19 protein-coding genes and 1 riboswitch are annotated in these 19,529 nt (G+C 65.4%); of the genes, 13 read left to right on the plus strand and 6 right to left on the minus strand.

Features of this window, described 5'->3' with window-relative positions; all coding sequences use genetic code 11:
* Positions 1 to 73: 73 nt before the first annotated feature.
* Positions 74 to 1,006 carry an electron transfer flavoprotein subunit alpha/FixB family protein gene (locus F9Z44_RS14955; protein ID WP_159607455.1) on the minus strand — a complete coding sequence of 311 codons (933 nt, stop codon included), beginning with the start codon at positions 1,004 to 1,006 and terminating at the stop codon, positions 74 to 76.
* 11 nt (positions 1,007 to 1,017) lie between these two features.
* Entirely contained in the window at positions 1,018 to 1,767 is a 750-nt protein-coding gene (locus F9Z44_RS14960) for an electron transfer flavoprotein subunit beta/FixA family protein (RefSeq protein WP_159607456.1), read from the minus strand.
* 348 nt (positions 1,768 to 2,115) lie between these two features.
* Between F9Z44_RS14960 and F9Z44_RS14965 the strand changes: the two genes are divergently transcribed.
* The 3 genes from F9Z44_RS14965 (at position 2,116) to F9Z44_RS14975 (ending at position 5,019) form a co-directional block, all read left to right on the plus strand.
* Positions 2,116 to 3,129 (plus strand): TRAP transporter substrate-binding protein, encoded by a 1,014-nt coding sequence (locus tag F9Z44_RS14965; protein ID WP_159607457.1) that lies wholly within the window; start codon positions 2,116 to 2,118, stop codon positions 3,127 to 3,129.
* A 79-nt stretch (positions 3,130 to 3,208) separates the two neighbouring features.
* Complete coding sequence (locus F9Z44_RS14970) at positions 3,209 to 3,727, plus strand: TRAP transporter small permease (protein ID WP_159607458.1); 519 nt, start codon at positions 3,209 to 3,211, stop codon at positions 3,725 to 3,727.
* Positions 3,724 to 5,019 (plus strand): TRAP transporter large permease, encoded by a 1,296-nt coding sequence (locus tag F9Z44_RS14975; protein WP_159607459.1) that lies wholly within the window; start codon positions 3,724 to 3,726, stop codon positions 5,017 to 5,019. Before F9Z44_RS14970 ends, F9Z44_RS14975 begins: the two co-directional genes overlap by 4 nt.
* Here F9Z44_RS14975 and F9Z44_RS14980 read toward each other — a convergent pair.
* The 3 genes from F9Z44_RS14980 to F9Z44_RS14990 are packed head-to-tail and all read right to left on the minus strand — an operon-like array spanning position 4,996 to position 8,158.
* Entirely contained in the window at positions 4,996 to 6,324 is a 1,329-nt protein-coding gene (locus F9Z44_RS14980; protein ID WP_159607460.1) for a mechanosensitive ion channel family protein, read from the minus strand. The genes F9Z44_RS14975 and F9Z44_RS14980 overlap by 24 nt on opposite strands.
* A 32-nt stretch (positions 6,325 to 6,356) precedes the next feature.
* Positions 6,357 to 7,169, minus strand: a complete 813-nt coding sequence (locus F9Z44_RS14985) for an enoyl-CoA hydratase (RefSeq protein ID WP_159607461.1) — start codon at positions 7,167 to 7,169, stop codon at positions 6,357 to 6,359.
* A gap of 35 nt (positions 7,170 to 7,204) precedes the next feature.
* A complete protein-coding gene (locus F9Z44_RS14990) occupies positions 7,205 to 8,158 on the minus strand; it encodes a histone deacetylase family protein (protein ID WP_159607462.1) in 954 nt (317 codons plus the stop codon).
* Positions 8,159 to 8,184: 26 nt separating this feature from the next.
* Here F9Z44_RS14990 and F9Z44_RS14995 point away from each other — a divergent pair, with 26 nt between their 5' ends.
* The 5 genes from F9Z44_RS14995 (at position 8,185) to F9Z44_RS15015 (ending at position 13,677) form a co-directional block, all read left to right on the plus strand.
* Positions 8,185 to 9,105, plus strand: a complete 921-nt coding sequence (locus F9Z44_RS14995; RefSeq protein ID WP_159607463.1) for an AAA family ATPase — start codon at positions 8,185 to 8,187, stop codon at positions 9,103 to 9,105.
* Between the two features lie 3 nt (positions 9,106 to 9,108).
* Complete coding sequence (locus tag F9Z44_RS15000; RefSeq protein WP_159607465.1) at positions 9,109 to 10,179, plus strand: DUF58 domain-containing protein; 1,071 nt, start codon at positions 9,109 to 9,111, stop codon at positions 10,177 to 10,179.
* Between the two features lie 125 nt (positions 10,180 to 10,304).
* Positions 10,305 to 12,332, plus strand: coding sequence for a transglutaminase family protein (locus F9Z44_RS15005; protein ID WP_236574151.1), 2,028 nt, complete (start codon positions 10,305 to 10,307; stop codon positions 12,330 to 12,332).
* Between the two features lie 22 nt (positions 12,333 to 12,354).
* Positions 12,355 to 13,425 (plus strand): lytic murein transglycosylase B, encoded by a 1,071-nt coding sequence (gene mltB, locus F9Z44_RS15010; RefSeq protein WP_442907198.1) that lies wholly within the window; start codon positions 12,355 to 12,357, stop codon positions 13,423 to 13,425.
* 30 nt (positions 13,426 to 13,455) lie between these two features.
* Complete coding sequence (locus tag F9Z44_RS15015) at positions 13,456 to 13,677, plus strand: TIGR02450 family Trp-rich protein (RefSeq protein WP_159608752.1); 222 nt, start codon at positions 13,456 to 13,458, stop codon at positions 13,675 to 13,677.
* A 169-nt stretch (positions 13,678 to 13,846) separates the two neighbouring features.
* Here F9Z44_RS15015 and F9Z44_RS15020 read toward each other — a convergent pair whose 3' ends face one another.
* Entirely contained in the window at positions 13,847 to 14,593 is a 747-nt protein-coding gene (locus tag F9Z44_RS15020) for a hypothetical protein (RefSeq protein ID WP_159607468.1), read from the minus strand.
* A gap of 255 nt (positions 14,594 to 14,848) precedes the next feature.
* On the opposite strand from F9Z44_RS15020, the gene F9Z44_RS15025 reads away from it, so the two are divergent.
* From F9Z44_RS15025 to F9Z44_RS15045, 5 genes are all read left to right on the plus strand, one after another.
* A complete protein-coding gene (locus F9Z44_RS15025) occupies positions 14,849 to 15,832 on the plus strand; it encodes an IS5 family transposase (RefSeq protein ID WP_159607470.1) in 984 nt (327 codons plus the stop codon).
* A gap of 241 nt (positions 15,833 to 16,073) precedes the next feature.
* A riboswitch (guanidine-I (ykkC/yxkD leader) is annotated at positions 16,074 to 16,186 on the plus strand.
* A 56-nt stretch (positions 16,187 to 16,242) separates the two neighbouring features.
* The gene (locus F9Z44_RS15030; RefSeq protein WP_159607472.1) at positions 16,243 to 17,103 is read left to right on the plus strand and encodes an ABC transporter permease; all 861 of its coding nucleotides are present in this window, start codon (positions 16,243 to 16,245) and stop codon (positions 17,101 to 17,103) included.
* Between the two features lie 5 nt (positions 17,104 to 17,108).
* Positions 17,109 to 17,954: an ABC transporter ATP-binding protein gene (locus F9Z44_RS15035; protein ID WP_159607474.1), complete on the plus strand. Its 846-nt coding sequence runs from the start codon at positions 17,109 to 17,111 to the stop codon at positions 17,952 to 17,954.
* Positions 17,955 to 18,110: 156 nt separating this feature from the next.
* On the plus strand, positions 18,111 to 18,809 hold the full coding sequence (locus F9Z44_RS15040; RefSeq protein WP_201450078.1) for an urea amidolyase associated protein UAAP1: 699 nt from the start codon (positions 18,111 to 18,113) through the stop codon (positions 18,807 to 18,809).
* A gap of 10 nt (positions 18,810 to 18,819) precedes the next feature.
* Positions 18,820 to 19,485, plus strand: coding sequence for an urea amidolyase associated protein UAAP2 (locus F9Z44_RS15045; protein WP_159607478.1), 666 nt, complete (start codon positions 18,820 to 18,822; stop codon positions 19,483 to 19,485).
* Positions 19,486 to 19,529 lie beyond the last annotated feature (44 nt).

A 19,529-nucleotide genomic window follows, 5' to 3' on the forward strand; every position in this document is an offset into this window, starting at 1 on the left:
TGTCTCCAGGGAATTCACGGGTGCAGATACGACAAGGGCATCGCGAACGATGCCCTTGTGTCTTTCAGAGGGCTCAGAGCGCCTTGATCAATTCGGGCACAGCCTCGAACAGGTCGGCCTCCAGGCCGTAGTCGGCCACCGAGAAGATCGGGGCCTCGGGGTCCTTGTTGATCGCCACGATGACCTTGCTGTCCTTCATGCCGGCCAGGTGCTGGATCGCACCCGAGATGCCGGCGGCGATGTAGAGCTGCGGTGCCACGATCTTGCCGGTCTGGCCGACCTGCCAGTCGTTGGGCGCGTAGCCCGCGTCCACCGCGGCGCGGCTCGCGCCCAGGGCTGCACCGAGCTTGTCGGCCAGCGGTGTCATCACGTCGTTGAACTTCTCGGCGCTGCCCAGCGCCCGGCCACCCGAGACGATGATCTTGGCGGCGGTGAGCTCGGGGCGGTCGCTCTTGGCGATCTCGCTGCCCAGGAACTTCGCCTTGCCATCGTCGGCGGCGGCGGCTGCCGTTTCAATCGCGGCGCTGCCGCCGGTGGCCGCTGCCGGGTCAAAGCCCGTGGTGCGCACGGTGATGACCTTGGTGGCGTCCAGGGCCTGCACGGTGGCAATCGCGTTGCCGGCGTAGATCGGGCGCTCGAAGGTGTCGGCGCTGATGACCTTGGTCACATCCGACAGCTGGGCCACGTCGAGGTGGGCGGCCACGCGGGGCGCCACGTTCTTGCCGCTGGCGGTGGCGGGAAAAAGGATGTGGCTGTAGTTCGCGGCGATGGTGAGCACCTGCGCGGCCACGTTCTCGGCCAGGCCGTGCTCAAACCCCGGGGCGTCGGCGTGGATGACTTTGCTCACGCCGGCGATCTGCGCGGCGGCTGCGGCTGCACCACCGGCGTTGTGGCCGGCGATGAGCACGTGCACATCACCGCCACATTGGGCAGCGGCAGCGACGGTGTTGAGCGTGGCGCCTTTGATGCTGGCGTTGTCGTGTTCTGCAATAACGAGTGCGGTCATTTGTCGGTTCCTCAGATCACTTTGGCTTCGTTCTTCAACTTCTCGACCAGGGCGGCCACATCGGCCACCTTGATGCCGGCGCCGCGCTTGGGCGGCTCGCTGACCTTCAGGGTCTTGATGCGCGGGCTCACGTCCACACCGAGGTCTTCGGGCTTGACGATGTCCAGCGTCTTCTTCTTGGCCTTCATGATGTTGGGCAGCGTCACGTAACGCGGCTCGTTCAGGCGCAGGTCGGTGGTGATGACGGCGGGCAGCGTGATCGACAGGGTCTCCAGACCCCCATCGACTTCGCGGGTCACCGTGGCTTTGCCATCGGCCACTTCCACTTTCGAAGCAAACGTGGCTTGCGGCAGGCCGGCCAGCGCCGCCAACATCTGGCCGGTCTGGTTGCAGTCGTCGTCGATCGCCTGTTTGCCCAGGATGATCAGGCCGGGTTGTTCCTTGTCGACCAGCGCCTTGAGCAGCTTGGCCACGGCCAGTGGCTGCAGCTCTTCGGTGGTCTCCACCAGGATGGCGCGGTCGGCGCCGATGGCCATGGCCGTGCGCAGGGTTTCCTGGCACTGCGTGACACCGCAGGAGACAGCGATCACCTCGGTGACCACGCCCTTCTCTTTCAAGCGCACGGCTTCTTCCACCGCGATTTCGTCAAACGGGTTCATGCTCATCTTGACGTTGGCGATGTCCACGCCACTGCCGTCGCTCTTCACGCGCACCTTGACGTTGTAATCCACCACGCGTTTGACGGGGACGATGACCTTCATGTTGGGTTGCTCCTGATGATTGGAAAAATGGCGCCATGCATTGACGTGCACGTCAATTGCGGATTGTATGCCCCACCCCCTATCGAGGGCGGACAGACCAAGACAAATCTGGACGACAGAACAAAAAAGAACGGTCGTGCTTTTTGTGAATTATAGGAGAAGGCTCGGAAGCCACAAAGCCCTTATTTTCAGCACCTCCACATCGCCGCCCGTCGCGCATTCACCGACCGCAGAGTCGGCGAATTCGGGTAAGCCATGAGATGCCGATGGAGGGAACTGGCCTATATTCCTTTTGCTGTTTTGTTTATGTTGAGTAACCATTTCACCCGCCAGCACAGGAGTTTTCGAATGCCCTCACGCACCCTGGTGTCCCTCGCCTTGACGTCCACCCTGCTGACCAGCGGTCTGGTGTCGGCGCAGACCGTGTTCACCGTCTCCAGCTGGCTGCCGCCCAGCCACACGCTGAGCACCTCGCAAAAGACCTGGTGCGACATGCTGGAGAAAGAAAGCACCGGCCGCATGAAGTGCAACATCCTGCCCAAGGGCGTGGTGGCCGCGCCCGGCACCTTTGATGCGGTGCGCGACGGCCTGGCCGACATCTCGTACACGGTGGACGGCTACACCCCCGGTCGCTTCATCAACACCCAGGTCGCGGAATTTCCATTCCTCGGCAACAACGCGGTGGCCACCTCGGTCGCTTACCAGCGCGTCTACAGCAAGTATTTCGCGCCCCTGGGCGAGCACCGCGGCGTGAAGGTGCTGGCGGTGTTCACGCACGGCCCCGGTGTGATCTTCAACAGCAAGAAGCCGGTGACCTCGGCCGCCGAAGCCGCGAGTCTGAAGTTCCGCATCGGTGGCGGCAACATCAACGAACTCTCCAAGGCGATGGGCTGGAACACCACGCTGAAGGCCGCGCCCGAGTCGTTCGAACTGCTCTCCACCGGCGTGATGGACGGTACCTTCTTCCCCGACGAATCGATCGCCTCGTTCAAGCTGAGCATGATCAAACACGCCACCGACTTCCCCGGCGGCCTGTACAACACCAGCTTCGTCTTCATGATGAACCCGGCCAAGTACAACGCCCTCTCGGCCCAAGACAAGGCCGTGGTCGACAAGCTCTCGGGCGAGCCGGCTGCCCGCTTGTTTGGCGAAGGCTGGGACAAGGTGGACGCGGCCAGCCGCGAACTGCAGAAGGGCCAGGGTGTGGCGCGCATCACCGCCGACAAGGCTTTTGTGAAAGCGGTGATGGACAAGCAGGACTACCTGGAGACCAAGTGGGCGGCGAGCGCCCAGGTCAAGGGTCTGCAGAATCCCAAGGGCGTGCTGGGCGAGTTCCGCGCAGAAATCGCCAAGGTCAAGTAAACCCCGAGGCCATCCGGGTGTGGCCTTGCCGGGCCGGCTGAGCAAGCGCACAGCCGGCCTTTTCACATCAAGACTCATCATGCTCAAGACGATCGAACGCACGCTGCGGTGGTCCACCGGGCTCATGGCTGCCATGGCCCTGTTTGCCATCATGTGGCTCACGCTGGTGGACGTGACCGGGCGGCGCTTTTTCAGCCACTCGGTGCCCGGCGGCCTGGAGATCACCGAGATCCTCATGGTCATCGTGATCTTTGGCGCCCTGCCCATGGTGTCCTGGCGCAACGAACACGTGGTGTTCGACTCGCTCGACGCCTTCCTGCCAGACTGGGTGCGCGGCATCCAGGCCCGCCTGGTCAACCTCGCCTGCGCATCGGCGTTCGGCTTTCTCGCCTATCTCATGAGCACACGCGCCGACCGCTTCGCCGAGTACGGCGACACCACCGTCTATCTGCAGGTTTCCATCGCGCCTGTGGCCTGGATGATGGCGCTCTTCCTGGCCATCACCGCCGCCGTGCACCTGCTCTTCGTGTTCGTTGTGGTCCCGGTGGCATCGCCCCACCATCCCCCGCCCGTCGAGCTTGAAGGAGCTTCGTCATGACCGAAGCCTCGCTGGGATTTCTGGCTGTCTTCGCGATGGCATTCCTGCGCATCCCACTGGCGCTGGCCATGGCCATCGCCGGCGTGGCGGGGCTGGGCCTCATGCGCGGCTGGCAGCCCGCGTTCGCCAGCACCAGCCAGGTGATCTTCGAGACCGGCTTTGCGTATGTGCTCTCGGTGATCCCGCTGTTCATCCTCATGGGCAATCTGGTGGCGCGCGCCGGCATGGCGCGCGAACTCTACACCGCCGCCAATGCCTTCGTGGGGCACCGCAAGGGCGGCCTGGCCATGGCCAGCATCATTGCCTCGGGCGGCTTCGGCTCCATCTGCGGCTCATCGATCGCCACCGCCGCCACCATGACGCGCGTGGCCTACCCCGAGATGAAGCGCCATGGCTACAAGGACACCCTGGCCACCGGGGCCATTGCCTCGGGTGGCACATTGGGCATCCTGATTCCGCCGTCCACCGTGATGGTGATCTACGGCATCATCACCGAGACCGACATCGGCAAGCTGTTCATCGCGGGCATCCTGCCCGGGCTGGTGGCCATCATCTGCCTGTGCGTGGCGGTGGCTTACATCACTTGGCGCGACCCGGCCGCCGGCCCGCCCGCCGAGCGCTACAACTGGGCAGAACGCCTCGCCGCCGTGCGCGGCATCTGGGGCGTGGGCTTGCTGTTCGCCCTGGTCATCGGCGGCATCTACGGCGGTGTATTCACCGCCACCGAGGGCGCCGGTGTGGGCGCAGCAGGCGCTTTCTTCTTCGCGCTGTTTCGCGGCGCGCTCACGCCGCGCGTGTTGCTGGACATCCTGGTGGAGAGCACGCGCACCACGGCCATGCTGTTCACCATCCTGATCGGCGCGATGGTCTTCACCAGCTTCATCAACTTCACCAGCATGCCGGGCGACCTGCGCGACTTCCTGCTGCAGTTCAGCCCGCATCCCATCATGGTGGTGGCGGTGATGATGGCGATCTACGTGGCGCTCGGCCTGGTGATGGAGGAACTGTCGATGGTGCTGCTGACCATCCCGGTGTTCTTTCCGGTGATCACCGGGCTGGGGTTCGATCCGGTCTGGTTCGGCATTCTGATCGTGACCATCGTGGAGATCGGCATGATCTCGCCACCGGTGGGCATGAACCTGTTCGTGATGAACTCGCTGCTGCCGCTGGTCAAGCTCAAAACGATCTTTCAGGGCGTCTGGCCCTTCGTCATGGCCGACGTCTTGCGCCTGTGCATCCTGATCGCCTTCCCCGCCATCTCGTTGTGGCTACCGGGATTCATGAACCGCTGAATCCGAGGACCCGGCGAGCGGAACCCGCTGCAGGTGCACCACGCGCTGCGGATACGGCATTTCGATGCCGTGCACCTGCAGCGACTGCAGGATGCGGCGGTTGACGAGCGAGCGCAGCCGGAGCTGGTCGCTGTTGTCGGACGACTCGATCCAGTAACCCACGGTGAATTCCAGACCATCGGCGCCAAAGGCCGACAGCGCAACGAGCGGCGCAGGCTCCTTGAGCGCATCGGCCTGCTCCAGCACGGCGTCCAGCAGCAGCGCACTCACCTGCTCCACGTCGCTGCCGTAGGCCACCGACACCACCGTGGTCTGCCACACGCGGGTCAAGGCGCTGGAGAGGTTCTCCACCCGGTTGATGACCATGAACTCGTTGGGCACGATGGACTCGCGGCCAGCAGGCGCGCGGATCACGGTGTAACGGGCGTTGATGTCGAGGATACGGCCTTCGAAGTTGTCCACCCGGACGTTGTCGCCAATGCGCATGCGGCGCTCGGCCAGGATCACGAAGCCGCTCACGTAGTTGGAGGCCAGCTTCTGCAGGCCAAAGCCAATGCCCACACCAACCGCGCCGCCCAACACCGACAGCGCGGTGAGGTCGATGCCCACGGCCGACAACGCGATGATGAGCCCAACAAACATGAGCAACGCACGCGTGGCATTGCTCGCCGCCTTGCGCAGCGACAGATCGGCACCCGCAGCCTTGCGCAGCAGGCGCGTCTCGATGGCCGACGACACCCAGAGCGAAAGGATGAGCACCGCGCCGGCCGTGAGAATGCCTTCGATCATGGTGCGCAGGCTCAGCGTGGTGGCGCCGATCTTCCAGGTGATCTGGTCGAGCTCGGCCAACACTACCGGCAGCAGACCACTCACCCACAGCACCATGGCCAGCCACGCGACCCAGGAGATCGTGCGCTCCAGCGCACGCACCCAGGGCGCGGTGGCAAAGGCCACCTGCAGCACTTTCACGCCCACGCGAATCACCACCAGCGACACCAGCACCGGAATGGCCACCTTGAACGCCGCCAGCGGCATCAGCTCGGTGATGAGCGCGCGCGCGATGAACCCCAGAGCGAGCAACAACAGGGGGAACATCACGCCGTCGATCAAGCGCCGGCCGAACAGCACGGATGTTTTTTCGTCCTGCATGCGCATCGCTCTGCGCAAGGCCCAACTGAAGGCCAAAGCCAGCGCGATGCAGACCATCAGCGCGCCGAGTTCGATCAGCACCGTGGGTTGTGTGAAACCCGCCAGCCACAGGCCGATGTCGTCGATGGGTTTGGGTTGGGCTGTGGAGGAATTCATGTGTCGGCGAAACGGGTCGCAGTGAAGGCGTGTCAGGTGCGCCAGCTCGGCGCGCGTTTGTCGATGAAGGCCTGCACGCCCTCCTGGGCCACGGCATGCGCCATGTTGCAGGCCATGCTCTGCCCCGCGAGCTGGTAGGCCGACTCGATGCCGGTTTCCAGCTGGCGGTAGAACAGCGCCTTGCCCATGGCGATGGCCTCGGGCGGCTTGGCCAGGATGCGATCCACCAGGGCCGCCACGGCCTCGTCAAGCGCATCGGGCGCCACCACACGGTTGACCAGCCCGCGCGCGCAGGCCTCGTCGGCCGAGATGAAATCGCCCGTGAGCAGCATCTCCATCGCCTGTTTGGGCAGGATGTTGCGCGACAAGGCCGCGCCCGGCGTGGGGCAGAACAAACCGACGTCGATGCCGTTCACGCCGAAGCTCGCGCTCTCGCTGGCCACGGCCAGATCGCACTGCGCCACGAGCTGGCAGCCGGCCGCCGTGGCCAGCCCCTGCACGCGCGCGATCACCGGCACCTCCAGCTTGCGGATCGCGAGCATGAGCCGCGAGCAGCGCGCAAACAAGGCCTGGTAGTAGGCCTGCTCGGGTGTAGCGCGCATCTCCTTGAGATCGTGCCCGGCGCAGAAGGCGCGACCGTTTGCTGCGATCACCACCAGGCGCGCCAGCGGATCGGCCGCCACCGCATCGATGGCCGCCTGCAGCGCCGCGAGCATGGCTTCGGACAACACATTGAAGCTGCGCGGGGTGTTCAGGGTCAGGGTGTGCACGCCGCGATCGTCGCGGGTGTGCAGGAGCACTTCGCCGCCGGCCGTTGGGAATGGAGGAGTTGCGGGGTGGGTCATCGAAACATTATCGGACGCCCGCCCGCAGCAGAAGTTCAGACGTCGGCCAGCACCCGCAGGTGCGCTTCCACACTGCGGCCCAACGCGCTCAAGGCATAGCCGCCTTCGAGGCAGCTCACGATACGGCCCTGCGCATGGCGCTGCGCCACCTCCTTCACCCGCATCGTCATCCACGCGTAGTCCTGCTCGACCAGGCCGAGCTGCGCCATGTCGTCTTCGCGGTGGGCATCGAAGCCCGCGCTGATGAAGATCATCTGCGGCTTGTGCGCCTCCAACCGGGGCATCCAGCTCATGTCGATCAACTCGCGGATGTCCATGCCCTTGGTGTAGGCCGGCACCGGCAGATTGACCAGGTTGGGCGCGGTGGAGTGTTCACACACCGGATAGAACGGGTGCTGGTAGAAGCTGCACATGAGGATGCGTTCGTCACCGGCCACGATGTCCTCGGTGCCGTTGCCATGGTGAACGTCGAAATCGATGATGGCCACGCGCTTCAGACCGTGGCGCTCCAGCGCGTACTTGGCAGCCACAGCCACGTTGTTCACGAAGCAGAAGCCCATGGCCTGGTTGCGCGTGGCGTGGTGGCCGGGTGGGCGCACAGCACAAAAGGCGTTGGGCATCTCGCCGGCCATCACCGCGTCGGTGGCGTCGATGGCAGCGCCCGCCGCCATCAGGATGGCGTCCCAGCTGTGCACGTTGATGGAGGTGTCGGGGTCGACCTGTGCGTGGCTTGGGCCGCCGGCTTTGATGTCGTCGCGCAGGTTGTCGCTCAGACCGCGCAGCGACGCGAGGTGCATGCGGCCGTGGGCGAGTTCGAGGTCGGCCATGGAAGCGGCTGTGGCCTCGCGGCGCTCCAGCGCCACGTCGAGTCCGCTCATGAGCAAACGGTCTTCGATCGCGTCCAGACGCTCGGGGCACTCCGGGTGTCCGGCGCCCATTTCGTGTCTCCAACAATCCCTGTGGGTGAAATACCCGGTGGCCTGGCCCATGACGGTTTTACGGTAAGGTTCGCGGCATGCAAGCCGACACAAAAATTCAACAGTTGCTGAATCAGCTTAACACGGTGATCGTGGGCAAAAGTCAGCAGGTTTCTGACTGCGTGGCCTGCTTGCTGGCCGGTGGACACCTCTTGATCGAAGACGTTCCGGGGGTGGGCAAAACCACCCTGGCGCACGCACTGGCCCGCTCGTTCGGCCTGCAGTTTTCGCGCGTGCAGTTCACCGCCGACCTCATGCCATCGGACCTCGTGGGCGTGTCGATTTACGAGCGCGGGCGCGAGGCCTTCGTGTTCCACCCCGGCCCGGTGTTCGCCCAGGTGCTGCTGGCCGACGAGATCAACCGCGCCAGCCCCAAGACCCAGAGTGCGCTGCTTGAAGCGATGGAAGAGAAGCAGGTGACGGTGGAAGGCGAAACGCGCGCGCTACCCGAACCCTTCTTTGTGATTGCCACCCAGAACCCGCACGACCAGCTGGGCACCTACGCGCTGCCTGAATCGCAGCTGGACCGTTTCCACATGCGCCTGTCCATCGGCTACCCCGACCGCGCGGCCGAGCGCGAACTGCTGCGCGGCCAGGACAGGCGCGACATGCTCGACAAACTGCCGCCGGCCTTGACGCCCGCCGACCTCGCGGCCCTGCAACACACGGTGAGCCAGGTGCACACCGCCGAACCGGTGCTGGAGTACCTGCAAGACCTGGTGGCCGCCACGCGCAACGGGCAGTGGTTTGCGCAAGGCCTGTCGCCACGCGCAGCCCTGGCTGTGGTGCGCTCGGCCAAGGCGCAGGCTTACCTGAATGGGCGCGACTACGTGGCGCCCGACGACATCGCCGCCATCCTGCCGCAGACGGTGGCACACCGGCTGATCCCCGTGCGCGACGCGGGGCGAGGCCCGGTGGAGCAGGTGCGCGCGATGCTGGAAGCCATTCCGTTGCCTTGACGAATGGACACCCCCCGAAGCGCCTTCGGCGCCTCCCCCCGGGGGGCAGCACCTGCGGCCTGGCAAAGCCAGTTCCGCGGTGCTCTGGGTTGGAGGCACCCCTTGCGATACCTACGTGCCCACCTGCAGGCCTGGTGGCACAACCGCCTGCCCAAGTCCGACACGCTCACGCTCACCCAGCGCAACGTCTACATATTGCCCACCCGCCCGGGCTGGATGCTGGCCTTCACCTTGCTGCTGCTGCTGGTGGCCAGCATCAACTACCAGCTCAACCTGGGTTACCTGCTCACGTTTTTGCTGGCCGGCAGTGCGGTGGTGGGCATGCACGTGTGCCACGGCAACCTGCGCGGCACCACGCTGCTGCTCACGCCGCCCGAGCCAGTGCACGCAGGCCAAGCGGTAACGCTGACCGTGCGCCTGTCCAGCGAACGCAAGTCAACGCGTTACGGCATCGGCATGGGCGTGATCGGCGCCGACCCGACCCACACCCCGCTGGCCTGGACCGACGTGCCCGCGCAAGGCAGCGCTCAGCTCAAGGTGAGCTTTCCCTCACCCGAGCGAGGCCTGCACCCGCTGCCGCCGCTGAGTGCGCAGACCTTGTTTCCGCTCGGCACCTTCCGCGTGTGGACGGTGTGGCGCCTGGCTTCGGGCGTGCTCGTCTACCCGGAGCCTGAGAGTCACCCGCCGCCGCTGCCGCCGGGCGAGCCGCAGGCCGGCAGCTCGGGCGCGGCGCGCGTGCAGAGCACGGGCGAATTCGACGGTGTGCGCGCCTACCGCCGGGGCGACCCGCTCAAGGCCGTGGTGTGGCGCAAGGCCGCGCAGGCGTTCTCCAGCGGACGCGACGATCTGGTGAGCCGCGACGCCTTGTCGCACCAGCGCCAGCAGCTCTGGCTGGACCACGCGCAGTGCGGCGGCGCGGGCCTGGAAGCGCGGCTCTCGCGCCTGACGGCCTGGGTGCTCATGGCCGACCGGCAGGGGCTGGACTACGGCCTGCGCGTGCCCGGCCGCGAGATACCGCCCGACCAGGGCCCGGCCCACCGCGCGCGTTGCCTGGAGGCGCTGGCCATATGCTGAACACGCAAGCTCCGGGGCTCGCGGACACGCCAACGCCGGGGGCCGCAGACGAGCCGATCCGCCGCCGGGCCGCCTCAAGGCGCTTCAGCCCCCCCGGGGGGCAGCGACCCGCGAAGCGGTGGAACGTGGGGGCCAACCTCCCTCGCGACACGCGAGACACGCTGTTCCTGCTTGCCGTCCTCGGCTGGGTGGCCTTCATGCAGGTGGGCCACGCGCCCTGGTGGTGCACCGCGCTCACCGCCGGCGTGCTGGTGTGGCGCACCATGCTGGCCTTGCGCGGCCTGCCCCTGCCCGGCTGGCCGGTGCGCGTGGGCCTGCTGGGGCTCACGCTGGGCGCCACCTTCGTCACCCACAGCACCCTGATCGGGCGCGACGCGGGCGTGACGCTGGTGGTGGTGCTGCTGGCGCTCAAAACCCTGGAGATGCGCGCGCGGCGCGATGCCTTCGTGGTGTTCTTCCTTGCATTCTTCACGTTGCTCACGCACTTCTTTTATTCGCAGTCGCTGCTGACGGCGGCGGGCATTCTGGTGGCGCTGCTCGGCCTGCTCACCGCGCTGGTCAACGCCCACATGCCGGTGGGCCGCCCGCCGCTCTTGCAGGCAGCGCGCATTGCAGGCGGCATGGCGCTCATGGGTGCACCCATCATGCTGGTGCTGTTCCTGCTGTTCCCGCGCCTGTCGCCGCTGTGGGGCATGCCGGGGCAAGAAGAAACCGGGCGCAGCGGCCTGTCGGGCCAGATGCGCGTGGGCCAGATCGCCGAGCTGGTGCTCGACGACAGCATTGCCCTGCGGGTGCGTTTTGAAGACCGCCCACCGCCGCAAGGCCAACTGTATTTCCGCGGCCCGGTGCTCAGCAGCTTCGACGGAGTGGAGTGGCGCGCCCTGCGCTCGGGCTTTCCGCTGTCGATGGCGCTGCCCACCGACCTGCGCGTCTCGGGCGAGCCCGTGCGCTACCAGGTGACCATGGAGCCCAACCGCCGACCCTGGCTCTTCGTGATGGAGGCCACCCCGCAAAGCCCCGAGGTGCCCGACAACGCGGTGCGCATGAGCAACGAGATGCAATGGTTCACCCAGCGCCCGATCAACACGCTGGTGCGCTACAGCGCCGAGAGCTACCCCGCATTCCGCTACGGCCCGCTCACACAGGTGACGGCCCTGCAAGACCAGATCGAGCTGCCCGCCGGCTTCAACCCGCGCACGCTGGCGCTGGCGCAGGAGCTGCGCCGCGAGCACGGCACCGGCCCCGAGGCCAACACCAAGCTCATCAGCGCGGTGATGGACCGCCTGCGCACCGGCGGCTACCGCTACACGCTGGACCCCGGCGTGTTCGGCCCCAACACCGCCGACGAATTCTGGTTCGACAAGCGCCAGGGCTTCTGCGAACACATCGCCAGCAGCTTCGTCATCCTCATGCGCGCGCTCGACATCCCCGCCCGCATCGTCACCGGCTACCAGGGCGGTGAGGTCAACGGCGTGGACGGCTACTGGACCGTGCGCCAGCGCGACGCCCACGCCTGGGCCGAGGTCTGGCTGCAGGGCCAGGGCTGGGTCCGCGTGGACCCGACCTCGGCCGTGGCACCCGGGCGCATCGGCTCGCTGGAGCGCCTGCGCGCACCGCAGGGCGCGCTGGCCGGCGCCATCGGCAACATCAACCCCAACCTCGCGGCCCAGCTGCGCGCCGCCTGGGAAGCCGTGAACAACGGCTGGAACCAGTGGGTACTGAACTACACCCAGGGCCGCCAGCTCGACCTGCTGAAAAACCTGGGCTTCACCTCCCCCAGCTGGGCCGATCTGGCCTATGTGCTCATCGGCGTGATCGTGGGGGTGAGCGTGATCGGCGCCGGCTGGACGCTGTGGGAGCGCCAGCAACACGACCCCTGGCTGCGCCTGCTGCGCCGCGCCCGCGCCCGCCTGCACAAGCTGGGCGTGGAGAGCGCCGACCACACCCCGCCGCGCGAGCTCGCGCTACGCGTGCGCCAACGCTGGAACCACACCAGCGTGCACGCCGATGCCGCCGCGCAGCTTGCACAATGGCTGCTTCAGCTTGAGGCCCTGCGCTATGCGCGCCCCGGCCCGGGCAGCGTCACGCTCTCCAGCCTGCAACGCGAGTTTCAGCGGCTGGCGTGGCCCAACGGCACCGACACCTGGCCCTAGATCAAGGCATCCTTTGCAATCTGTGAACCGCCTCCTCTCCGCACTGACCGCCGCGCTCATGGTGGCCGCACCCGCCTTGGCCCAATCACCACCGAAGGCCCGGCCCAACAGCACGGCCAAGACCGCGCCCGCCTTCACCTACGACCAGAGCGAAGCCGCCATGGCCTTCGCCACCGACCTCGCCGTGCGCCGCAACCTCGACCCCGCCTGGGTGCGCCAGCAGATCGGCCAGGCCCAGCGCCTGCCCGTCGTCATCCGCCTCATGCAGCCCGCGCCCAGCGGAACACCCAAGAACTGGGCCGCCTACCGCGCCCGCTTCATCGAGCCCATTCGCCTGCGCGCCGGGCAGAAGTTCTGGGAAGACAACCGCGACACACTCGCCCGCGCCGAGCTCGAATTCGGTGTGCCCGCCAGCCTCATCGTCGGCGTGATCGGTGTGGAAACCCTCTACGGCCAGCACACCGGCAACTACCGCGTGATCGACACGCTCAGCACGCTGGCCTTCGACTTCCCTGCCAGCCACCCGCGCGCCGCCGCACGCACCGAGTTCTTCAAGAGCGAACTCGAACAATTCCTGAGCCTCACAGAACGCACCAGCACCGACCCACAGACGCCGCGCGGCAGCTACGCCGGCGCCATGGGCTGGCCGCAGTTCATGCCCAGCAGCTGGGTGAAATACGCCATCGACTTCGACGCCGACGGCAAGGTCGACCTCAACAACAGCCAGGCCGACGTGATCGGCTCGGTGGCCAACTACTTCAAGGCCTTCGGCTGGCAAACCGGCATGCCCACCCACTACCCGGTGGCCTTCGACACCAGCAAGCTCGACCTCGACACCCTGCTCGCCCCCGACATCCTGCCCAGTTTCGGCGTGGAGAGCTTCACCGCCAAAGGCGCCGTGCTCGAAGGCCCCGCCCTGCAACACCCCGGCAAGCTCGCCCTGGTGCTGCTGGAAAACGCCGGTGCCCCACCCAGCTATGTGGCGGGCACGGACAATTTCTACGTGGTCACGCGCTACAACTGGAGCAGCTACTACGCGCTGGCGGTGATCGAGTTGGGGGAAGCGGTGCGAGCGTTGCTGCCCAGCCGCTGACCTTGGGATCGAGCAAAAACCATGAACCCCCTGAACCCCCTGAACCCCAAAAAGCTCTTGTTGACCAAATGGACGGCGGTGACGCCTATGGCCAAACAAAAGCACTTTCTGGTCAGCCGGGTGATTCAACCCGACTTGCCCACGGACCCCATTGAGTTGGTGGAGATTGAAGCCGTGTTCTCCAAGGCCACGCAAATCATGCCGTGGCGTGACCTGCAGGATGAGGGCGTCTGGAAACAAGGCTGGGTTTGAGGGCCTGGATGGCGCAGGGCCCGCAAGGCTGCGAACCCTGCCAACTGACACGGCAACTGCATGCGACTTGACCCCGAGTGAGTTCGTCAGAAGGAGGTCAGATCAACAGCTGGAGAGCCGCCCAACTCCAGTTTAGAAGTGACCAGATATGGGAAACATCAGTTGAAAATCACCTGCCTTTCGGGTTCATCGTCTCGTGAAGTCGATACGGCTGGAAAAACTCTTGTACCTGCTTGTGCGTCGTTAGCAGCTTGAGCGCATCAAGCCATGTCAGGACCGCTGCATACCGGTACCGATAGAACGCCATGACATCGTTTGAACCGCTGGATGCTTCGTACCGCAGGAGCATGAAGCTCAGTGCTTCGAACTCAAGGCGAAGGGGTACGGTTTGGACGTCCAGCGCAGCCCGAAGGCCTTCAAGCGACACGTCATTCCACAACCACTTCCCCCAGTCGGGGTGGTCCTTGTCAGGCTCGCTCAAGGCCATGGTGCCGAGCGCCGAAATCAACTGGAACACCGTCTGCGGGTTACCGGCGAATTGTGCTAACTCGCGGTACTTACCGGCGTCCGCGATGACTGTGGATGTCAAGAGCTGGTCAATCCGAGCCGCCACGGTGCTCTGCACGCGCTGCATTTCTTCAAGCTCGGCGTTGTGCTTACCTTCGTCGATCTGGCGGGCCTGCAGGACGATGGTGACAACCAAACCGCTGAATGCGAGTGACGAAAAGATCGGGTTCAGCAACCCACCGATGTAGTCACCGTATTGGCCCCACACTGCGGGGTCGTTGGACAGGGCAATCGGCCAAGAGCCGAACTCATACAGATACATCCCATGGACGCAAACTGCCGAGACCGCTCCGATGGCGAGCAACCATCGGAGCGAGCGATTCATCTTCTGCGCGAGCGTGTACTTCATCCTGCACCTTGTTCTAATGGAGGCACCATTAAACATTAGGCAGCCGTTAGATCAACAACTTCGCCACTGTCCACCACGGCAACTTGTAAGACCGAATCGATTGAGAGCGGACGTATGAGCTGTCGATGGCGAGAGGAACAAGCCAGTCTCAAGGGCTGTATGTGAGCTGACAACGCTCGGCTCGCTCAATCTCATCAACCTAGGGAAGGTCTGCACAACCCCGGCGTTGTCCACGTGATGTGAGACATTGACGACATGAAACAAATGAGCCTTGGCGAGAGCGGGTACGAGCGTAAGACGAAGAGGACGCGCAAGCGCGAGTTCCTCGATGAGATGAACCTGGTGGTGCCGTGGGCCGAGCTGGTGTCGTTGATTGCCCCGCATGCACCTGCCCCTGGAGCTAAAGGCGGTCGCCCGCCGTTTGCGGTCGAGACCATGTTGCGCATCCACTTCCTGCAGCAGTGGTTCAACCTGTCGGACCCGTCGATGGAAGAGGCGCTGTACGACACGCCGATGTTTCGGGAATTCACCGGGCTGGACATGGGCGAGGAGAACCTGCCCGACGAGAGCACCATTCTTCGGTTCCGTCACCTGCTGGAGAAGAACAACCTGAGCATGCAGATGCTGGCCACGGTCAACGCCACGCTCACGGCCAAGGGACTGCTGCTCAAGCAGGGCACGGTGGTCGATGCCACGCTGATAGCCGCGCCCAGTTCGACCAAGAACAGCAGCGGCGAGCGCGACCCCGAGATGCACCAGACGAAGAAGGGCAATCAGTGGCACTTCGGGATGAAGGCGCACATCGGTGTTGATGCCGATTCGGGCTTGGTGCACACCGTGGTGGGTACGGCTGCCAACGTCAACGACGTGACGCAAGCCAGTGCGCTGGTGCATGGCGAAGAAACAGATGTGTTCGCTGACGCGGGATACCAGGGCGTTGCCAAGCGCAAAGAGACTCAAGGCATTGATGTGAACTGGCACGTAGCGCTGCGCCCGGGCAAACGCAAGGTCCTGGACAAGGGCACACCGCTGGGCGCGGTCGTGGACAAGCTCGAACACGTCAAGGCCAGCATCCGGGCTAAGGTGGAACACCCGTTTCGGGTCATCAAGCGCCAGTTCGGCCATGTGAAGGTGCGCTATCGCGGCCTGGCGAAGAACACGGCGCAGTTGCACACGCTGTTCGCATTGAGCAACTTGTGGATGGTGCGCCGAACGCTTTTGCAAGAGGCCCGGGGATGAGTGCGCCCGCAACGGCCCAAGAGGCCGCCAACGGGCCGCAAATCGGCTCTGAAATGACCAGAATCGCGCTGCGTCTGTCGCCATCTAAAACATCGCGCATCAGTGCCCATTGCGGCGGGTGTTGTGCAGACCTTCCCTAGGCGATTGCATGTTAGCGATAGCTTGCCCGCTCCAGGTACCGCTGGCACCGAAGTTGCTAACTCTCCAACCAGAGAGGCGTTGTGCCCACACACACGCCAGCCTTGAAGACCGCTAGGGTTCCGGGCTCAGATCACTTGCCGATCTGAGCTGTCTGGTCCGAGAGCAGTCGGCCACCATCGCGTGGTTCCACGGAGGGACAAAAGCCCGGGAGACGCTTGCGCTGCAAAGCCATGCCTCTCCGCCTTTTGTCCCCCGCTCAGGAGCCCCGCATGTCCTTGCCCCTTGCCCCCGTAGCCACGGCGCCGCGCGCTGCTGGTGCACCAACCCGGCCCAGGAAACGCTCCAACCTGTTCACCGTGCGCGCCGGCATCTCGCGGCGCACCTATTGGGTGCTTGCGCTCACCGGGCTGTTCACCCCTTTGGTGCTCTGGGCGGCGGTGGGCCTGTGGGGCGGGATCGATCCGGTGTTCATGCCGGCCCCGCTGCAGGTGCTCACCAAGACCTGGACCTGGGCCACCGAGACCGGCCTGTTTGAAGACATGGGCATCAGCATCTACCGCGTGGTCGCGGGCTTTGTGCTGTCGGCCGTGATCGCGCTGCCGCTGGGGCTGTTGATCGGTTCGTTCCGCTCGGTGCAGGCGCTGCTGGAGCCGCTCACCGATTTCATCCGCTACATGCCGGCAGTGGCCTTCATTCCGCTGGTGATGCTGTGGGTGGGCATTGGCGAGGGTTCCAAGATCGCCATCATCTTCATCGGTACTTTTTTCCAGATGGTGCTGATGGTGGCCGAAGACGTGCGCCGCGTGCCGGCTGCGCAGGTGGAGGCGGCGCAGACCATGGGCGCGAGCCGCAGCGAGCTGATTGAAAAGGTGATCTTGCCGAGCGCCAAGCCCGCGCTGCTGGACACGCTGCGCATCACCATGGGCTGGGCCTGGACGTATCTGGTGGTGGCCGAGCTGGTGGCCGCCAACTCGGGCCTGGGCTACGCGATCCTGCGCGCGCAGCGCTTCCTGCAGACCGACACCATCTTCGCCGGGATCATCGTCATCGGCCTCATCGGGCTGGTCACCGACCAGCTGTTCCGCTGGGGGCACCGCCGTGCCTTCCCATGGTTGTATTTGAAAGGCTGAGCCCCATGAGCACCGCCCACATTCCCCTGCCCAAGATCGTCGTCCGCAGCCTCACCAAACGCTTTGACGGAGCCCCCATCAACGCGCTGGAAGGCATCAACCTCGACATCGCCGAAAACGAGTTCGTCACCTTTGTGGGTGCGTCGGGCTGCGGCAAGTCCACGTTGCTGCGCACCATCGGCGGGCTGGAAACACAAACCAGCGGCGACCTGCTCGTGGACGGCCGAGCGGTGGACGGCCCGGGCATCGACCGCGCCATGGTGTTCCAGCACTACAGCCTCTACCCGTGGATGACGGTGATGGAGAACATCAAGTTCTGCCGCCAGCTCAAGGCCCACACCCACGACAGCAGCTCGGCCGACGTGGAAGCCGCCTCGGGCCGGGCTGACGCGCTGTTGCGCCTCATGGGCCTGCAGCCGGTGGCCCACGCCTGGCCCAACCAGCTCTCGGGCGGCATGCAGCAGCGCGTGGCGATTGCGCGCGCGCTGATGGGCCGGCCCGACGTGCTGTTGATGGACGAGCCCTTCGGCGCGCTCGACGCACAAACCCGCGAGGTGATGCACGACCTGATCCGCTACGTGCACAAGCTGGAGAAAACCACCATCGTCTTCGTGACGCACGACGTGGAAGAAGCGCTGTATCTGGGTGGCCGTGTGGTGCTGATGGCGCCGCGCCCCGGGCGCATCGACACCGTGTACGACGTGCCCTTCGGCGACCAGCGCGTGCAGGACCTCAAGCACGAGCCGGAGTTCGTGCGCCTCAAGCGCGACATCCTCGACCGCATCCGCGAGACCTCGGGCATGAAGACCGATCTGGAACAGCTGCAACGCCTTTCGGGCGTGGGCGTTTGACATTTCAAAGGAGACACAACCATGAACCCACACGACATTGCCGACCCCTTGACCGTGGTGCCGCCCAACCCGCCGCAGGCCGCGCCGGTGGACGCACCCGCGCTGTGGCAACGCTTCCCCGCCGCCGCGCTGGAGGGCGTGGACACGGCCCGCACCATGTGGAGCGAGGTGGTGCCCGGCGGCAGCCACTGGAGCTGGCGCATGCCGCGCGGCAGCGCCATCCGCTTTGTGGCGCTGGAGGCTGGGGCCAACGTGAGCCTGGTGCTCTACAGCGCCTTGGAAAAGCTGGAGCGCTACAACATGCCCGACAGCCTGAAGGCGCAGCACACGGCGCACTACACACAAGGCCATGTGCTCATGAGCGACATGGGCCGCAGCATGGCCAGCTTCACGGCCGACAGTCTGGGCTGGCACGACCCGCTGGGCGCCCTGCTGGACGCCGAACTGATGCAGGAGAAATACGGCGAGAAGCGCTACGAGCACGCGCGCAACGCCATGCACCGATCCGGCAAAGACGGCCTGCTGATCGAGATCGGCAAATACGGCCTCACCAAGCGCGACCTCATCGCGCCGGTGAATCTGTTCAGCAAGGTGGGTGTGGACGCGCAGGGCCGTTTTGCCTTTGTGCCCGAGCACGCCAAGGCCGGTGATTTTGTGGAGATGCGCTTCGACATGGATGTGGTCCTGGCCATGAGCACCGCACCCCACGGGCTGGACACCGCGCCCGCCTACAGCCCGAAGAAAGTGGGCCTGCTGGCCTGGCGCTGCGGAGCCGCGCCAGAGAACGACGTGTGCCGCGCCTTCCGCCCGGAAAACGCGCGCGCCCTGCACAACACCGACATGCTGTACCTGTGAGGAGCACACGATGAACACCACCGCCACCGACATCCGCATTCTCGAAAGCAGCCTCGACCCAGCCCAAGCCGTGATGAACCAGCGCCACCCCGCCGGCGAGCCCATCCTGTTTGAAGTCAAGCGCGGGCAAACGCTGCGCATCGTGGACCTGGAGGGCAACCAGGCCGCCGACGTGCTGTTCTACAACCGCCACGACCCGGCCGAGCACTACAGCGCCACCAACACCATGCAGCGCCAGGGCGGCATCTACCTCACCACCGGCTCGGTGATCCGCAGCAACGACGGCCGCGCCATGCTCACCATCGTGGCCGACACCTGCGGCCGCCACGACACGCTGGGCGGCGCCTGCGCGGCCGAGAGCAACACGGTGCGCTACGCGCTGCAGAAGAAGTTCATGCACAGCTGCCGAGACAACTACCTGATCGCCCTGCAACACGCCGATGTGGGCCTGGGCAAACGCGACCTGGTGCCCAACATCAACTTCTTCATGAACGTGCCCGTCACGGCCGACGGCGCGCTGAGTTTTGAAGACGGCGTGTCGGGCCCGGGGAAGTACGTGGAGATGCGGGCGGAGATGGATGTGTGGGTGTTGATCAGCAACTGCCCGCAGTTGAACAACCCGTGCAACGCCTACAACCCCACGCCGATCCAGCTCCTGGTCTGGGACCCGGTCTGAACCTTCGCCGATGCGCGCAGCGGGACGACCCGCTGCCGCAAGAC

Source organism: Hydrogenophaga sp. PBL-H3 (assembly GCF_010104355.1).
Classification (GTDB): Bacteria; Pseudomonadota; Gammaproteobacteria; order Burkholderiales; family Burkholderiaceae_C; genus Hydrogenophaga.